This is a genomic window from Bradyrhizobium sp. 61 (genome assembly GCF_023073075.1).
GTDB classification, from domain to species: domain Bacteria; phylum Pseudomonadota; class Alphaproteobacteria; order Rhizobiales; family Xanthobacteraceae; genus Bradyrhizobium; species Bradyrhizobium barranii.
Window position 1 is genome coordinate 51,329 of the sequence record NZ_JADPIU010000054.1, and the last position, 17,710, is coordinate 69,038.

Sequence of the window (17,710 nt, forward strand, 5' to 3'; positions counted from 1 at the left end):
TTAGTCAGGATGCCTCGGCAAGTTGGAGTGCCATTTCAGCCTCTTCGATCACAGGCGGGTCGACCATCTTCCCATCGAGTGACACGACTCCAAGCCCCTTGCGCCGCGCCTCCGCCGCCGCTGCAATGACGCGCTTCGCATGACTCACTTCCTCCTCGGTCGGCGCGTAAGCTCGATGCAGAAGCTCGATCTGCTTCGGATGGATCAGGGACTTCCCATTGAACCCGAGCCGTTTGGCGATCTTGACTTCGCGCAAGAAGCCAGCGTCATCGTTCACGTTGCCGTACACGACATCAAACGCGTCGATCCGCGCCGCGCGTGCGGCATGCAGCACCGCAGCCCGGGCGTAGAACAGCTCAGGCTGCCAACCCTTGCTGCGCTTCGTGTGCATGTCGACGAGGTAATCAAATCCGGCAAGCGCGATTGCGATCATGCGCGGCGAAGCCGTCGCAATCGATACGGCGTTGACGACGCCGGAGGCCGACTCGATGGCTGCCACGATCTTGGTATCCCCGACCGGGCGGCCACAGGTGCTCTCGATCTGCGCCACGTGAGCCTCAAGATCGTGAATCTCCTTTGCATTCTCGGTCTTGGGCAGGCGCACCACATCCGCGCCACCCCTGACCGCGGCCTCCAAATCCTTGAGGCCGAACTCGGTGCCAAGCGAATTGACACGTACGACAGTTTCAATGTCGCGATAGGCCGGATGATGCAGCGCCTGAAACACCAACAGTCGCGCAGAGTCCTTCTCTCGCGGCGAGACGGCGTCTTCCAGATCGAACATGATCGAATCGGGTTTGTACACGAATGAAGTGCTCAGCATCGCCGCGTTGTCGCCGGGGACGAAGAGCATGCTACGACGTAGTTTCATGATAGCCTCCGCCAATCCAGTTCTGACGCCTCACAGCCGCGCAATACCGCCGCTTGAACTCGTGCACGGATCACGCAATCGAGCGCGCCCTTGTCCTCGATGACGATCGCTACGGCGCTCACCGAGAGGCTGTCGAGCGTATCGGCCACGACCAGCCTTATCTGCTTGCCGAACTGCTTCATCACCTCGCTCCTGAGCACAATCTCGCGAGTGCCCTTGTCGCTTGGCGCAACCTTGACCAGCACATCGCTAGATTCCAAGGTGCCGGCGATTGCTTCCTTGATGACCTTCATCGCTCTTGACCCTCCATTTCTGAAACGTTGTTGCCTGCCGAAACTTTCCGCTCGAGGAACTCTAAAGTCGTCGCGGGGACGAGTTCCTTGATGGTGGCGAAATCCCGTCGTGCGAGCAATCGTCTGACCTGGGACGCAGAAATCGGAGTGCCGTCGACGGATGCTCTCGGTATTTCGACGACCGCGATCGGCGGAGCCGCGGAGGCTGCATGCTGCAGCCAGTGCTTCATCTCGGCGTTGTAGCAGCGGGTAACGGGATCGAAAAGTTCGGTGCCGACGTAACGGTGCGTGATGCGGAGCGCCGGCGCGATGTATTCACGAAACAGGAGCACGTCGATTGCGGCCCAGCTGCTGTCGATCAGCGGCTTTTCCTTCAGGAAATAACCGGGGAAGGTGGCGCGGGAGATGATGTAGTCGGAGCCAGGATGGAGCGTCAGCTTGTCGATGTGCGTTACGCCTGCCGCCACGACCGCGAGGCGATCGTCATAAGACAATAGCGACGCGTCTTCTCCGACCACGAACACATGGAGCCAATCACACGCGTGCGCGGCCTGCTCGACCAAATAGCGATGGCCGAGCGTAAAGGGGTTGGCGTTCAGGACGATGGCGCCGATCCTGCGCCCCGGCCGACGCCGCTCACGTAATCCGTCGCAATATCTTTGAATCGCGACTGGACTGTTCTCCATCAGGATGACCAGCCGCGGCACCTCGACCAGCGGATAAAAGCCCCAACCGCGAAAAAACGGCAGATTGTGAGGCGGAGAGTACAGGAAGAGATGAAACTGTCCTCGCTCGGCTGCCAGTGTTACAACCGCACTGCCGAGCCGCAGGCTGATTGACTCCCCGCGAAAATGTTGGGCGATGGCGACACACTTGATCGTATAGTGGTCCAGACCGGCACAGGCGACAACATGTCCTTCTCGTCGATACACGACGAATAGCTCGACCTGGCCATCCAGTTCGAGATTGTTTGCAGCAAGCAGCGTTTGGATCTCTTTCATCTCGTGAGGCGCATCCGTCGGGTCTACCGTGTAGAAGTCCGCTTCGATATTCATAGGTGCAGCCTCTTTCACGCGGTCATCAGATGGTGGGTCGCCACGATCATGATCGGGATGGTTGCGAAGGCGAGCACCCTCGTCACCAGGATCGTGGTGGAAGATTCGGATTGGAGAAGGCCGTATTCTTCAGCAAACATGGTCGTGATCACGGCTGAGGGAAGAGCCGCAAGCAAAATTGCTTCCTGCGCGACCACGCCAGTGACCCCGAACGCCAGGACAGTCAGGAGCATGGCGACGGGGTGCACGAGGTTCTTGATGAGAGCGTCTACTGCCACCGTCTTCGTGAGCTCAACTTTCTCCTCAGCAATGATGAGGCCTGCCACGAAGAGCGAAATTCCTGTCGTTGCACTGCCAATGAGGTGCAACGAGCTGATGACGAACTTGGGCATGTGAAAATCGAGAATGACCGCCACGATCCCAAGGAAAGGCACCCAAACACGCGGTTCACGCATTGCCTTGACGAGCGTTTTCGTGAATGCCGCGAGACCGCGGCTCTTCCCGTTGTCCGAACCAAGCTCGAGCAATACCGTTGTGAGGGGAAGGATGATCAGCGACGGAACGAGGTTTGCGATGAGGATCGGATACAGGCTCGATGGGCCAAACAACTGCCCAAGGATCGGAACGCCCATGAATACCATATCGGGGAAAGCGAGCAGGCTCGCCTTCAATGTCGACGTACGCAGGTCGTAGCGCCAGACGAACCGGCAGCCGAGCAGCACCACGAGGTATGGGACCATTAGTCCCACTACGAACAGCAACGGTATTCGGTAGTCAACCAGGTCGGCTCGGGGCGTTTGCAGAATCCCAGCGAGCAGCAACGGCGGCAACAGCCAAGCGAGAACCAGCCGCGTCAGCAAGGCCCGGTCAGTACTCCCGAAGAACTTCAGTCGACCGGCGCGGTAGCCGAGATAGATGACGAAAGCGACGGGTACGAGGGTGGCGGCGATGGTGTTTAGCATGCGCTGCTCCGATAATTAGACTGAGCGCCGACCCTCAAGCATTCGCGCCGTCTTCGCGTGATCGTTCTCGTTCGGATGCCTGCGCGCCGATGCCGAACCTGTTTGCGATCGCGAGCACCCGCTCGGCCTCTCGCTCCATCGCCGGCTCGACGACATGTCCGGCGATCACGGGCGTGCTCGTGCCGGCTGCGGCCCGAGCGGCGGCGACGGAGCGAGCGCGGGTCACGGCATCCGCTGAAGGCGTAAAGATGGTGTTGATGGCGGCGAGCTGTTCTGCCTGGAGAGCCGACTTTCCTGTCATGCCGAGCTTCCGGCTCGCCATCGCTTCTCGCCGCAAGCCGGCGGCATCCCCTTTGAAATAAGGTACGTCGATGGCCGCGATGCCCGCCGTAGCGGCGGCCGCGACGACCACGGATCTCGCGAACAGGAGACTCTGCCAGGAACCCTCCGCGCCAAGGTCGGCCGCCAAGTCACCCCCGCCCAGAAAAAGCCCGCAGACACGGTCGTGCGCCTGCGCTATCCGATCGGCGACGAATACAGCCTGCGCTAGCTCGATCATCGGGATGACGCCGACGCTCGACAGCGGACCATCCAGGATGTCGATCACGAGTCCGGTCTCGTCGGCGGACTGGCACTTCGGGATGATAAGCGCGTCGGGTCTGGCGTTGGCTTCCTTTAGCGCAAGCAAGTCATGAAGCCCGGTCACCGAGCGCGGGCTGTTAATACGCAGGATACGTACGAAGTCCGCTTCGGCTGGCTGACCCAGAAAGGCAAATGCGGCCTCTCGCGCCTGCCGCTTGTTGTCGGGAGCGACGGTCGACTCGAGATCCACGATGATGGAGTCGGCACCGGCGGCGCGGGCGCCGTGAAGGGAGTCGGGCCGAGAGCCGGGCGTGAGCAGGAAGCTGCGGCATGCCCGGACCTGGCTGCGAAGCGAAGCGGTGGATTTCTGCGTGGTTGGCACAACAACGTTGATTGTCATATAGGCTCCTTTGCCGACTGCTGGGGCAGGCTCGAGGGCGCGGCCCGGTTCACTCAGCGATCGATAGGATGAAGGTAAGCTGCGCACGGATTTGGACGATTAAAATGGCTGCTCAGGTGACTAAATTTGCGTTTAAGGCTGAGAACCACGCGAGTATGCATTCGGAGACGCCGGCATATTGCGCCACGGCGGTTTGCGGTCTCGCGGGATAAAGGCGAACGGGCGACCGACACGCAAGTTACCAATCCGGCGTCTTGCCGCCGACTTACGAGCCCCGCGCCCACCAGAACCGCGCGCCGCGGCAGCCTATTTCGGGCATCGCGCCATTCATCGCGAGCGCCGTTACTCAAACACAGATCTTCTTTAGCTTTTTCGGTGATGCACGTTCGCCGGCGCTCACGTTTCATTGTGCCGAGACGCTCACAGCGGTGGGTGCGATGATGCTGCGCGGGGGCTTCACCGTTTTCCATCGCCGCATAGGTTTCGCAAACGGCTGGGGGCTGCGACGCCAAGGCGGCTTCCGGGGTGGGCGCGCCTCCGTTCGGGACGTCGGCGTTCGGATGGTAGAAGGCGAAAGCGCCCGGCTCTTGAATTGCCGCCCTGTGCGAAGACAGGTGTTGCTGCCGCCCCGAACAAAAGGACGGCTGCGGTGAGAGTTTTGAATAAGGTCATGATGATGTTCTCCGATCGCGACCGAAGCGAGGGTTCGTGGAGAGCACCCGAAGCTCAGTCACGCTCCGGTCAACGCGCGCATTGTCGGGCGACACGAACTTCTTGCTTTCGGTCGCATCCGAACTCTTCGGATGCTTCGAGCCGGATGTAGGATGGCAGCGGCACGGACCCATTAAATTGCCATTCACAAAGCTCACTTCAGCTTGAGACGACCACGTCAGCCGAATTGTCCTTAAAGAGCGCCCTGAGCAACGAGATGATTTGGCGCGGCACCCGGCAAGGTCAGCAACGGAAGATATTGAGACTTCTATCGAGTTCTCTGTCCAATCCCTGTTGCTTGGCATTGAAACTCGTAATACTTGTCTGCTCGGCCTCATCTGCGGACGAACCAGGTGAAAACTGCGGCGCATGAGGTTGCAAGTGGCCGATCGGGGCATTGCCAAACGCGGTGATCCCGCGATCTCCAGGAGGACTACCGAGCGCTGCTTCTCCGCTCCAGATCAACGCGGCGCTGAGACCCGCGACGATGATGAGACTGGATCGCATTCGATTTGCTCCATCAACACTATCGGAAACATCTGGAGGCGGGCGCCTCTGGCAGTGTCAGTTCAGTTTCGTTGTATTTGTCGCAGCCGACGAGCGCTTCGAATCTGACTCCGCGCTGGGTTGCGGCGCCGGCGGTTCGCCGGACTGCGTGGCCGGCGCTTCTCCGACTGCATGACGCATCACCGCAATCTCATGCTGCTGTTGCGTGATGATGTTCTCCGCAAGGCGCCTGAGCTCATCGTTGTGACCGTATTTGAGCTCGGCGCGCGCCATGTCGATCGCACCTTGATGGAGAGGTATCATAATCACCACGAAATCTCGATCGATATCCCCCGTCGGCTTGACGAGCATCTCCCTGGTAATGTTGCTCATCGCCAGATCATTCTCGAACATGAACCGTTGTTCGTTGACGTCGGAGGCTGCTGCGTCGACAAGTTGAGAACTTGCTGTATCCCGTGCGAAGGCAAACGAGGTCGCCGATACGGCTAACGCCGCCGCCAACGAGATGACTCGCGTACGAACAAATGAGCGCGACAACAGAGCCATATTGACCTCCAACGGAATCGATTGCGCAGGTGGATTGCTGCCGCAGCGAAGCGGCGATTTCCTTCGAACTGGTGGGGCTAGGTGACGTTCTCAACTAAAAATAAAGTTAGGATTGAATAACCATCTTGCGAGCAGATATCTCTTTGTCCTGAACCCAGATTGCTTTCCTGAGTACGTTTTGGCCCGCGCGCTGCTTAGCCTTAGATCCAAGCGTGGCGGCCTATCCAAAACATCCTGAATTCTGACAAATAATATATTGGGAAAGTACCCACTCCATTCCTAGGTCCAAGCTCAGAAACGACGACGTGATGTCGTCACTTGAAGGAGCGGACCATGCCGACTACCGTCGCTGATCAATTCGCCGAGACGCTGGCGGCGTCAGGCGTAAAACGAATTTACGGAATCGTTGGCGACAGCCTGAACGGATTGACCGACGCAATCCGCTGCCAGGGCAAGATTGAATGGGTGCACGTGCGCCACGAGGAAGTCGCCGCTTTTGCGGCCGGTGCCGAGGCGCATCTTACCGAAAGTATCGCGGTTTGTGCCGGGAGCTGCGGACCCGGCAACCTGCATCTCATCAATGGTCTCTTCGACTGCCACCGCTCGCGCGTGCCGGTGCTGGCGATCGCGGCTCATATTCCCTCGGCCGAAATCGGTTTCGGCTATTTCCAGGAGACCCATCCGGAGAACCTATTTCGCGAATGCAGCCATTACTGCGAGCTCGTCTCCAATGCGAACCAGATGCCGCGCGCTGTAGAGATCGGGATCCGTGAAGCCCTGGGCAAGCGCGGGGTTTCCGTTATCGTGATCCCCGGTGACGTCGCGCTTCAGCCTGCGGCAGAGACGACCAAAGTCCCCCAGCTCGATCTCGTGCCGCGGCAGCCCACGGTGGTGCCCAGGCCCGATGACATCCGGGCGCTGGCGGACCTTCTAAACGGTGCAAAGCGCGTCACGCTGCTTTGCGGCTCGGGCTGCGCCAAAGCCCATGACGAACTGATCGCGCTCGGCGAGAGGCTGAAATCGCCGATGGTACACACCATGCGCGGTAAGGAGCACGTCGAATGGAACAATCCCTATGACGTCGGAATGACCGGACTCATCGGCTTCGCTTCGGGCTATTACGCGATGAATGATTGCGATGCGCTGCTGCTGCTCGGCGCCGATTTCCCCTATCGTCAGTTTTACCCGCAAGGCGGGGCGCGCATCGCTCAAATCGATATTCGCGCTGAGAATCTCGGTCGCCGCACGCCGATCGAACTCGGTCTGGTCGGCGACGTCGGCACGACTTTGCGCGCCCTGCTTCCGCTGCTTGAGGACAAGGAGGACCGCCGTCATCTCGATCGGTCGCTGACGCATTATACCAAGAGCCGCACCTCGCTCGATGAGCTTGCGACCGGCACGCCCGGGCGCACGCCGGTGCATCCGCAGCAAATCGCGAAGGCGCTGAGCGATCTGGCCGCTGAGGATGCTATTTTCACCTGCGACGTCGGCCTGCCAACGGTTTGGGCGGCGCGCTATCTCACGATGAACGGCAAGCGGCGCTTGTTGGGATCGTTCTGGCATGGCTCAATGGCCAACGCGATGGCGCAGGCGATTGGCGCGCAGGCAGCCTTTCCAAAACGCCAGGTTATTTCGCTGTCGGGCGACGGCGGTTTCACCATGCTGATGGGCGACTTTCTGACCCTGGCCCAGCTCGGCATGCCGGTAAAGGTCGTCGTCTTCAATAATGGCTCGCTCGGCTTTATTGAGCTTGAGCAGAAATCGACCGGCATCCTCGACTTTGGGACGGAGCTGAAAAATCCCAGCTTCGCCGCGATGGCCGAAGCGGCCGGCATAGTTGGCCTCCGGATCGAAGATCCAGCCGATGTCGAGCCCACCCTCCGTGCTGCTCTTGCGCATAACGGGCCGGTCCTGGTGGATGCCGTGGTGAACCGCCAGGAATTGGCGATCCCGCCCAAGATCACGACCGAAATGGCGAAGGGCTTCACCCTCTACATGGTCAAGGCGGTGCTCAGCGGCCGAACGGATGAGGTCGTCGAGCTCGCACGTACTAACCTGTGGCGATGATTGCTTCGAAAAGAGGAGACCGGCTATGGCCGTCTCGATACGGTTTCTCGCCGTGGGAACACGGGTGTTTGACCGATGGTTCAGCAGCGCCGGCGCCTTAACGCAGGGTGCCATTTGTGCGGCCGACCGAAGTCGCTTCGTCATCCGCTGCGCGACGGCCGCCTCACTCGCGTACGAATTGGCGAGGCTTGTCGGACTGCAACATCCGGTCTGGGCACCGATCTCGGCCCTGATCGTCTCCCAGGAAAGCGTGACGGCAACGCTTGACTCGATTCATGGGCGCTTCGTCGGCACGTTCATCGGACTTGCCGTTGCGCTGCTGGTCAACTCAGTCGGCCGGAGAATCGGAATTCCATTGGGATTACAGATCGGCATCGGCGTCGCCTTGTGCGCGAGCGCGGCAATGGGTCGGCCGCTGATCCGGGTTTGCCTATGGACCTGCCCTCTCATCCTCGTGACAGCGGCCACCGGTCCTGCCCCGGCACTTGTTGCGGTGATGAGGGCATCGGAAGTGGTGCTGGGCGCCGTGGTTGGCGGCGTGACGCACATCGTGGAGGAGAGAATCGGATCCGCTGCCAAAGCACACACGCCCGGCAAGCCAGAAACAGAGCCTGACGAGGGATCCGATCCCTGAATTCTGCGCATTGGCCCTCGGCTCCCCTCTTCATTTCTTCAAGCAACTCAACGAAGGTTAACGTCATGTCTTTGGAAATCGCGAATACCGGTTACGAGCTTCTCCGCAACCCGCATTTGAACAGGGGTACGGCCTTCACACTCGCCGACCGGCGCGAGCATTGTCTGGAAGGACTACTGCCGCCTGTGCCGAGCACGCTTGAGCTGCAGGTCGCGCGTATTCATTCCGAACTCGCAAGCCTAGATGACGACCTGCAGAAATACCTTCTGCTGTCCGACCTGCAGTCTCGGAACGAGACTTTGTACTATGCCGTGCTGATGTCGGATCCGGCAAGCTTCATGCCGGTCGTCTATACGCCGACGGTCGGAGAGGCCTGCCAGAAGTTCGACCACATCTTCAGGGCATCAAGAGGCGTCTATCTCCCCATCACCGCCCGGGGTCGGTTGAAGCGACTGCTTGCCAATTGGCCGGAGAAGGATGTCCGCTTTATCGTTGTAACCGACGGCGAGCGCATCCTGGGTCTCGGAGATCTCGGAGTCGGCGGCATGGGCATCCCGGTTGGCAAGCTCGCGCTTTACACTGCCTGCGCCGGCGTCCCGCCGCAATATTGCCTGCCGGTGACGCTCGACGTCGGCACCAACAACCAGGATTTGCTTGATGACCCGCTTTACCTTGGGCTGCGTCAGCACCGTATACGCGGCGAAGACTACACGGCTTTCGTCGATGAATTCGTGGAGGCTGTACGGGCTCTCTATCCGAGGTGCTGCATCCAATGGGAGGATTTCGCGAACATCAACGCCGTCCCGCTACTTAAACGCTATCGCAACTCAATTTGTACCTTCAACGATGACATCCAGGGCACGGCAGCGGTTGCCCTTGCCGGCATCTACGCAGCACTGCGCATATCCGGGCGGCCCCTTCGAGAACAGCGCTTTCTATTTCTTGGCGCCGGCTCGGCGGCAACGGGGATTGCCGAACTGATCAGCCAGGCGATGGTGTGTGAGGGCATGACCATCGCCGAGGCTCGATCCCGCAATGGGCTGTTCGACGTCAACGGTCTTCTGGTCACAGCACGCAGCGATCTCGCTGATTTCCAGAAGCCGTTCGCCTTGGATCATGCGCCGATCTCGAGCTTCGCCGAGGCGGTGACGGCGGCGCGGCCGACTGGCATCATCGGCGTCAGCACCATGCCGAAACTGTTCAATCAGCAGGTCATCGAAACCATGGCCGCGATCAATGAACGGCCAATCATCTTCCCCTTTTCCAACCCGACCTCACGCTCGGAATGCACGGCGGAAGAAGCCTACCGCTGGAGCAACGGTCGAGCGATTTTCGCGAGCGGCAGCCCTTTTCCACCGGTCGACATTGACCGAAAGACCTTCATGCCGAGCCAAGGCAATAATGTCTACATCTTCCCTGCAGTTGGCATGGCCATATTCGCAACCGAAGCGACCCGCGTTAACGATGAAATGTTCGTCGTGGCAGCGAAGGCCGTCGCAGAGCAAGTGACCGATGAGAACCTCGCAACCGGGCTGATCTATCCGCCGCGCGGCCAGATCTTCGCCGCCTCCCTTCACGTCGCGACGCGTATCGCCGAGTACATTTTCGAAAACAATCTTACGCGAAGAGAGCGTCCCAAGGACGTCGGCGCGTTGGTCCGTTCGCAAGTCTATCGGCCGGTCTATGCGGCTTGAAGTTAGGAGCTGCGGCAGGCTAAAAGCCAAATTCCCAGATTAAACGGGAATTTAATGGTGGCCTGCCATGTGGTAGAAGTACTTCGTCTTGTAGCGAATGCCTGCGAGAAGCCTGAGGCAGGATGGCTCCTGCCTCCCGACGGCAAGGCAATACGCTTTAGAGCGCCAGGAAACCTGCGATGCCGAAGGTGCTGCTAATCGAGGATCATAACGAGACGGCCAGCCAGATCATGGCTGAGCTGGAAAATCGCGGATTCGACGTCGATTGGGCGGCTACGGGTGTCGAGGGTCTCGATAAGGCGCGCGCATGCGAAGCCGACGTGATGATCGTAGACCGGCTTTTGCCTGGCATTGATGGCCTGACCATCATTGAGGTTGCCCGTCAGGAGCACGTTCAGACTCCTGTTCTGGTTCTGAGCGCTCTTGGTGCGGTGGATGACAGGGTGCGCGGATTGCGGGCCGGCGGCGACGATTATCTTACGAAGCCGTTCGCGATCGTCGAGCTGATTGCAAGGATCGAAGCTCTGCTCCGCAGGCCCGGCGACAGCCGCGAAACCCTGTTGCACGTGGGCCCACTGGAACTCGACCTCCTTCAACGGACTGCCAAACGCGACAAGCGGTCCCTCGAGTTGCTTCCGCGCGAGTTTCGTCTACTCGAATACATGATGCGTCGGGAGGACCAGTTGCTCACGCGAGCAATGTTGTTCGAGGAAGTCTGGAACTACAAGTTCGTGCCCCAGAGCAATCTGGTCGATGTGCATATCGGGCGTCTGCGTCGAAAGATTGACGCCCCTGGTGAGCCGCCGATGATTCTAAACATTCGTGGAGAAGGTTTTATTTTGCGTGCGCCTTCCTGAGTTTGCCCGTACGAGAACTTTCCGCTGGACACTCCTTCGCGGCGTCGTCGTTGCAGCGGGCGCGTTCGCAATCTGCGTGGGATTGATGATCGGCTTTATCTATTGGCCGAACTCGACCTACGTGATCGACAGCGTGGACCGGCTGATTACCGATCGCGCCGACGTGTTCTCGGCTCTTCCATCGGAGCAGCGGCTACAGGCGCTTCAGTGGCATATCGACCAGGATCCTCGTCGTGTAAAGCTCGTTGGCTTGTTCGATTCGCATGGCAATCGGATCATGGGAAATATCGAGAGCCTTCCGCGTAGTCTTCAGGTAGGCGCTCCTCCGCGCGAAACATCAATCGTGCGAATTGATGCCCTTGGACGCGCGAACGAGAGCGTTCGCGCGACAGCTCGCCGGCTTGCCGACGGTCAAATACTGATCGTCGGGCGGAATGTCGATGAGGTAGCGCAGATGGGAACTTCGGTGGAACGAGTCCTGGCGTGGGGCATCATTCCGGCCTTGTGCCTCGGGCTTGCAGTCGGGGCCTATATGAGCATCAGGACGCAACGGCGGATCGACGAAGTAAACCAGCTGGTTCAGCGAATCGTGGCGGGTGAATTGTGCGAACGCCTGCCGGTGCAAGGCACCGATGCCCCCTTCGACGAACTCGCAACGCTCATCAACGGAATGCTGGACGAGATTGAAGTTCTCCTCCGGAGCGTCGCGGGCGTCGGAGATGATATTGCCCACGACTTACGAACTCCGCTAACCAACGTCAGGATGACGCTCGAACGTGGCCGGCACAATGCGACCAGTTTTGATCAACTGCAGGCGTCAGTGGATCAGGCGATCATGGGCCTTGACCAATCGTTGACGATGATTACGGCGCTACTCCGTATCGCCGAGATTGAGCACAGCCGTCGGCTCGTTGGCTTCCGCGATGTCGAGCTGGCGGAGCTCGTACGCGACGTCGCCGAGCTTTATGAGCCAATCGCCAAAGACAAGGGCGTGGCTTTGACGGTGGAAGCCAAGGAGGAAATCGTCACGCGGGGAGACCGTGACCTCCTGTTCGAGGCGGTGGCGAATCTGGTCGATAACGCCGTGAAGTTCACCCCCGAGTGCGGCCAGATCGAACTTAAGCTGAGCCTGACTGAGGACGGCGGCACCGTACGCGTTAGCGATACCGGGCGCGGAATCCCGGCAAGCGAACGCGATCTCGTCACCCGGCGTTTCTATCGGTCAGACAAGAGCCGCGGAGAGCCCGGACTGGGATTGGGTCTCAGCCTGGTTACCGCAATTGTAAAGCTGCACGGCTTTCGCTTCACCCTTTCTCCCGCGCCGGGCGGCCCGGGCTGCGTTGCGCAAATCGCGTTCTGATTGACTGCGCGGCAATGGGGGCCGGCCGGCATTCCTATTTAGATGCTTGCTTCTTTCCAGCGCGACATCGGCTCTCGTTGCTTAGCGACGGTGGCTTGTTACCTAACCGTCGTCCGGTTCCATAAATTCGAATTTAGACTCGTGCCGGGCCCATTTAATGGCCTCGGAGGACAAGGCCGGTATGTTTGATACGAAGAATACGGTCGGCCACGTCGTCTCTCGGAATTCAAGAATCAGCGGGAGTTTCCATGCGAACAGGATTGGTGATAGTGGCGCTCGCGATGCTCGGGAGTTGCGCTGTTCAGGCTCAAACCTCCATCAGCCCCTCGGCGATGGGAGCGACTTCTCCACTCGGTGTGTTGGGCACGAGCGGAACTACTGTCTCTGGGATCCCGCTTGGATCAACAGAGATCGATCCGGGCGGCCTTAGCCCAGCACCTACTCCGTCCTGCGGCGCCAGTGGCTCGACCGGTTCGCAGTCCTCTGGAACGAACAATACGACATCAATGACAGCTGCCGGCACGACCTTCGACGGCGGTGGATTGGATATGAGCTCCGGCTGCACTTCGTCGTCCGCGGGCGCGACTGGTTCGTCAACACCGGGAGCGAGTTCGAGCGGGTCGGTCATTGGAAGCTCGATCCCGCTCGGCGCCACAGAGACAGGTAGCACCGGCGTGAGCCCGTTGGTTACGGTCCCGCTGCCCAGCGCCTCCACAATGACGTACGGCTCGACCATACCGGGGACGACGTCGCCATGTTTGAGCTCGACGACGAGTGACTCCTCTTCGACCGCGGGCACCAGCGCCAACGCGGTTACATCGGCATCCGGCTGCTAAAGGAATCGGAGGGGCGCATGCGCAAACTATGGATCGCACTTGTCGTCGGCTTGATTGGTGCCGGCGGCGCCGCTTTCGCCGCGCGACAATTCCGTCAACCAGCGACAACGCAGCTGAGCGCCATCCCGCAACCGGTGCCGGTCGTTGCGGCAACGGTGCTCAGCCACGACGTGCCGATCTACCTGCGTGGCGTCGGTACGGTGATTGCCCACAACAACGTAATCATACGCAGCCAGATCACCGGACAGCTCGTCAAGATCAGCTTCAAGCAAGGCCAGACCGTCAAAAAAGGTGACATACTCGCCGAGATCGACCCGCGCCCGTACCAGGCGCAGCTTGATCAGGCGATCGCAAATCGCGACCGGGATCAGGCACAGGTCGTCAATGCCCAGGCTAACCTGAACCGATACGAACCACTTGCTCAAAACGGCTGGGCAAGTACCCAGCTGGTCGATACCACAAAGGCTCAGCTGGCCCAGCTTCAGGCGATGGTGAAGTCAGATGAGGGAGTTATTGCGCAGGCAAGAACGAACCTAAGCTACACGCAATTGACTTCGCCGATCGATGGCGTAACCGGCATTCGCCAGGTCGACAACGGAAACATCATCCATCCAACTGACGCAAATGGCCTCGTCGATGTCACGCAAATCCAGCCGATCTCGCTGATCTTCTCGCTCCCGCAGACGGATTTCGTAGAAATCCAGCGCCAGATGACGAACCGGCCGCTCAAGGTGCTTGCCTACAGCCAGGACGACAGTACTGAACTCGATGAAGGCAAACTTGACCTAATCGACAACCAAATCGTCCAGACGACCGGGACGATAAGGCTGCGGGCGGAATTTCCGAACGCCAAGCGCTTGCTCTGGCCAGGCGAACTTGTCAACGCACGGCTGCTTCTCGAAACCCGCCACAACGGGCTGACAATCCCGGCCTTCGCAATCCAGCAGGGACCGCAGGGCTCCTTTGTCTGGGTCATCGGACCCGACGATTCCGTGGCAACGCGTTCCGTCAAGGTTGCCTCGATCAGCGATGGCGACGCGCTGATCGATTCGGGCCTTCAGGCCAACGAGAGGGTCGTGGTTGACGGTCAATATCGTCTTCAGGCCGGTACACATGTGACGGAGCTGGTCGGCGCGGCTGCGCAAGGAGCCAATCTGCAGAGCTCCGTCGAGCAGGAAATCCCATGAACATTTCCGCACCATTCATTCAGCGGCCAATCGCGACCGCGCTGCTCATGATAGCCCTCCTGCTCAGTGGGCTTGTCACCTACCGACTGCTTCCTGTCGCTTCTCTGCCGAACGTCAATTTTCCGACGATTCAGGTACAGGCACAGCTGTCGGGCGCCGATCCGCAAACCATGGCGTCCTCCGTCGCAACGCCGCTTGAGCAGCAATTCTCGCAGATTCCCGGAGTGATCCAGCTCACCTCCGCAAGCGTGCTCGGGGCCACCCAACTTACCGTGCAATTTGACCTTAGCCGCGACATAGACAGCGCTGCTACCGACGTTCTTGCGGCGATCAATGCCGCAAGTCCGTATCTGCCCCAAGGCATTCCCTACCCACCGACGATCCGGAAAGTAAACCCCGCGGACACGCCGATCCTGGTGCTTGGCCTGACATCCGAAACCTTGCCGCTGACGACCGTCGATGCCTATGCCGAGAACATTCTATTGCCGAAGATTTCGCAAATCGCAGGCGTGGGCATCGTAGGCATCGGCGGCCAGCAGAAACCCGCCATCCGTGTTCAAGTGGATCCCCAGGCGCTCGCCAATCGCGGCATCGGCCTGGAAGACGTCCGTAACGTCCTTACGCAAGCAAATGTCGATCAGCCAAAAGGCACGCTGACCGGTCCGCGGCAAAGCTTTACGCTCGGCACCAACGATCAGCTACTCAAGCCCGACGCCTACAAGGATCTCATCGTCGCCTACCGGAACGGCTCGCCGGTATTTATACGTGACATCGGCAACGTCATTGAGGCAGCAGAGAACAATCTGGTTGCCGGCTGGTTCAACAAGAAGCGCGCGATCATCCTGTCTGTTCAACGTCAGCCCGGCGCCAACGTCATCGCGACGGTCGACCGCATCAAATCGCTGTTGCCGCAGCTGCAGGCATCGCTCCCGCCCGCAATCAAGGTGAACGTCATCTCTGATCGGACGCAGACGATCCGTGCGTCGGTTGCCGACGTGCAATTAACTCTGCTGCTGACGGTTGCGCTGGTCGTAATGGTGATCTTCGTATTCCTGCGCAATTTCTGGGCAACCATCATCCCGGCCGTCACCGTGCCGCTCTCGCTGATTGGCACCTTCGCGGTGCTCTATGAAATGGGCTACAGTCTCGACAACCTGTCCCTGATGGCGCTTTCGATCGCGATTGGCTTCGTGGTGGATGACGCCGTCGTCGAAATCGAGAACATCACACGCCATATCGAGGAGGGTCTCTCGCCGTACGACGCGGCGATGAAAGGGTCCGGCGAGATCGGCTTCACTGTGATGGCGATCACGTTCTCGCTCATCGCCGTGTTCATTCCGCTGTTCCTAATGGGCGGCTATGTCGGATTGCTGTTCCGCGAGTTCGCGATGACGGTAAGCGTTTCTCTCGTTATCTCGCTGGTGATCTCGCGGACGCTCACGCCGATGATGTGCGCATACCTCCTCAAGCCGGAGAGCCATGAGCACGGCTGGCTTTACAGATTATCCGAACGCGGCTTCGATGGCCTGCTCTCAGTGTATGAGCGCGGACTAAAGGTAGCGCTGCGGCATCGCCTCATCACGCTGATGACGCTGTTTTTCGCCATTGGCCTCACCGGCTATCTCTATACGGTGATTCCAAAGGGCTTTTTTCCGCAGCAGGATACCGGCATGATCGCGGGGATTGCGGAAGCTGCACAGGACATCTCTTATCCGGCAATGGTTGAGCGCATGCAAGCTGTGATCGACACCGTTCTGAAGGATCCCGCCATCGCCTCTGTCGGCGCCCAGATCGGAGGCACCACCACTCTCAACCAGGGACGGATGTTTATTGCACTCAAGCCTCAGGACCAGCGCAAGGCAAACGCGAACCAGGTGATCGCCCGACTCCGCACCAAGCTTGCGGCCGTGCAGGGCATCACCCTGTACATGCAGGCCGCACAGGACATCACCGTGGGCGCGCGACTGTCCAAGACGCAGTATCAGTATACTTTGACCGATGCCGATTCCAACGAGCTCAATCACTGGTCAGCCATTTTCCTGGAAAAACTCAGGAACATTCCCGGAATTATAGACGTAACCACCGACCAGCAGAACGCTGGACCACGCTTGAACGCGACCGTCAACCGTCGGGTAGCGTCGAGCTTCGGCATCTTGCCCGCGAGCGTGGATAACACGCTGGATGACGCCTTCGGTCAACGCATCGTCTCCACGATGTTCACCGCGCTTAACCAGTACCATGTCGTGTTGGAGGTACTCCCGCGCTTCCGAGCCAGCCCCACTGCGCTTCAGCAGATCTATCTCAACTCTTCTAGCGGGCAGCAGGTCCCGCTGAGCACGCTTACCAACAGCACGATCACCGCAGCGCCGATCGTGATCAATCACCAGGGAATGTTTCCATCGACCACCATCTCGTTCAACCTGAAGCCTGGCGTGGCGCTGGGAGACGCGGTGGCAGCCATCCAGCAGTTCGAGCAGCACAGCGGCAAGCCGGCTTCGCTAACCGCTACATTCCAAGGCAACGCGAACGCGTTCCAGGCGGCGCTGGGTGGGGAGTTGGTTCTGGTGCTGGCGGCGTTGGTGGTGATCTACATCATACTGGGTGTGCTGTATGAAAGCCTTGTTCATCCGATCACAATTCTCTCCACCCTGCCCTCGGCCGGCATCGGAGCACTGCTCTTGCTGATGGCGGCCCATATGGATCTGAGCGTGATCGCCATCATCGGGATCATTCTCCTGATCGGCATCGTTAAAAAGAACGGCATCATGCTGGTTGACTTCGCGCTTGAGGTCGAGCGTAACGAGGGCGCAAGTTCAGAGGAATCCATCTACCGGGCCTGTATGCTACGCTTCAGGCCGATCCTGATGACGACGATGGCCGCAATCCTGGGCGGCGTACCATTGATGCTCGGCACCGGCGCCGGATCCGAGATACGACAGCCGCTCGGCTATACGATCGTTGGCGGCCTCATTCTTTCTCAAGTCCTGACGCTGTTCACGACGCCAGTCGTGTACCTCTACCTTGATCGGTTGCAGCAGTTCATCGCCAGCAGGCGCAGCCGCGAGCCGCAGGCTGCTCCGACCGTTCACACGACGTGATTAGCAGAGTGCTATGAGCCCCTGCTGCGCCTTGCGATGAGCCGAGGCGC

General features: G+C 59.5%; 15 protein-coding genes. 7 read left to right on the forward strand and 8 right to left on the reverse strand.

Annotation, left to right across the window (positions count from 1 at the left end):
- Positions 1 to 4: 4 nt before the first annotated feature.
- The 7 genes from IVB46_RS19550 to IVB46_RS19580 form a co-directional block, all read right to left on the reverse strand.
- A complete protein-coding gene (locus IVB46_RS19550; protein ID WP_247313980.1) occupies positions 5 to 871 on the reverse strand; it encodes an aldolase/citrate lyase family protein in 867 nt (288 codons plus the stop codon).
- On the reverse strand, positions 868 to 1,164 hold the full coding sequence (citD, locus tag IVB46_RS19555) for a citrate lyase acyl carrier protein (protein WP_247313978.1): 297 nt from the start codon (positions 1,162 to 1,164) through the stop codon (positions 868 to 870). Before citD ends, IVB46_RS19550 begins: the two co-directional genes overlap by 4 nt.
- Complete coding sequence (citC, locus tag IVB46_RS19560; protein ID WP_247343299.1) at positions 1,161 to 2,219, reverse strand: [citrate (pro-3S)-lyase] ligase; 1,059 nt, start codon at positions 2,217 to 2,219, stop codon at positions 1,161 to 1,163. Before citC ends, citD begins: the two co-directional genes overlap by 4 nt.
- A 14-nt stretch (positions 2,220 to 2,233) precedes the next feature.
- Positions 2,234 to 3,181 (reverse strand): AEC family transporter, encoded by a 948-nt coding sequence (locus IVB46_RS19565; RefSeq protein WP_247343302.1) that lies wholly within the window; start codon positions 3,179 to 3,181, stop codon positions 2,234 to 2,236.
- A 34-nt stretch (positions 3,182 to 3,215) separates the two neighbouring features.
- The gene (locus tag IVB46_RS19570; RefSeq protein WP_247313972.1) at positions 3,216 to 4,163 is read right to left on the reverse strand and encodes an aldolase/citrate lyase family protein; all 948 of its coding nucleotides are present in this window, start codon (positions 4,161 to 4,163) and stop codon (positions 3,216 to 3,218) included.
- A gap of 954 nt (positions 4,164 to 5,117) precedes the next feature.
- Positions 5,118 to 5,381, reverse strand: a complete 264-nt coding sequence (locus tag IVB46_RS19575) for a hypothetical protein (protein WP_247313970.1) — start codon at positions 5,379 to 5,381, stop codon at positions 5,118 to 5,120.
- Between the two features lie 57 nt (positions 5,382 to 5,438).
- A complete protein-coding gene (locus IVB46_RS19580; protein WP_247313968.1) occupies positions 5,439 to 5,927 on the reverse strand; it encodes a DUF305 domain-containing protein in 489 nt (162 codons plus the stop codon).
- Positions 5,928 to 6,260: 333 nt separating this feature from the next.
- Here IVB46_RS19580 and poxB point away from each other — a divergent pair, with 333 nt between their 5' ends.
- The 5 genes from poxB to IVB46_RS19605 all read left to right on the forward strand — a co-directional run bounded on the left by poxB (position 6,261) and on the right by IVB46_RS19605 (position 12,539).
- On the forward strand, positions 6,261 to 7,994 hold the full coding sequence (gene poxB / locus IVB46_RS19585; RefSeq protein ID WP_247313965.1) for a ubiquinone-dependent pyruvate dehydrogenase: 1,734 nt from the start codon (positions 6,261 to 6,263) through the stop codon (positions 7,992 to 7,994).
- A gap of 25 nt (positions 7,995 to 8,019) precedes the next feature.
- A complete protein-coding gene (locus IVB46_RS19590; RefSeq protein ID WP_247313964.1) occupies positions 8,020 to 8,628 on the forward strand; it encodes an FUSC family protein in 609 nt (202 codons plus the stop codon).
- A 32-nt stretch (positions 8,629 to 8,660) separates the two neighbouring features.
- Positions 8,661 to 10,322, forward strand: coding sequence for an NAD-dependent malic enzyme (locus tag IVB46_RS19595; RefSeq protein WP_346016136.1), 1,662 nt, complete (start codon positions 8,661 to 8,663; stop codon positions 10,320 to 10,322).
- Between the two features lie 179 nt (positions 10,323 to 10,501).
- The gene (locus tag IVB46_RS19600) at positions 10,502 to 11,179 is read left to right on the forward strand and encodes a response regulator transcription factor (RefSeq protein WP_247313960.1); all 678 of its coding nucleotides are present in this window, start codon (positions 10,502 to 10,504) and stop codon (positions 11,177 to 11,179) included.
- An 85-nt stretch (positions 11,180 to 11,264) separates the two neighbouring features.
- On the forward strand, positions 11,265 to 12,539 hold the full coding sequence (locus IVB46_RS19605) for an ATP-binding protein (protein ID WP_247343305.1): 1,275 nt from the start codon (positions 11,265 to 11,267) through the stop codon (positions 12,537 to 12,539).
- Positions 12,540 to 12,846: 307 nt separating this feature from the next.
- Here IVB46_RS19605 and IVB46_RS19610 read toward each other — a convergent pair whose 3' ends face one another.
- Positions 12,847 to 13,347, reverse strand: coding sequence for a hypothetical protein (locus IVB46_RS19610; RefSeq protein ID WP_247313956.1), 501 nt, complete (start codon positions 13,345 to 13,347; stop codon positions 12,847 to 12,849).
- Between the two features lie 45 nt (positions 13,348 to 13,392).
- On the opposite strand from IVB46_RS19610, the gene IVB46_RS19615 reads away from it, so the two are divergent.
- On the forward strand, positions 13,393 to 14,562 hold the full coding sequence (locus IVB46_RS19615; protein ID WP_247343308.1) for an efflux RND transporter periplasmic adaptor subunit: 1,170 nt from the start codon (positions 13,393 to 13,395) through the stop codon (positions 14,560 to 14,562).
- Positions 14,559 to 17,660, forward strand: coding sequence for an efflux RND transporter permease subunit (locus IVB46_RS19620; RefSeq protein ID WP_247313952.1), 3,102 nt, complete (start codon positions 14,559 to 14,561; stop codon positions 17,658 to 17,660). The genes IVB46_RS19615 and IVB46_RS19620 overlap by 4 nt, the downstream gene beginning before the upstream one ends.
- Positions 17,661 to 17,710: the final 50 nt, after the last annotated feature.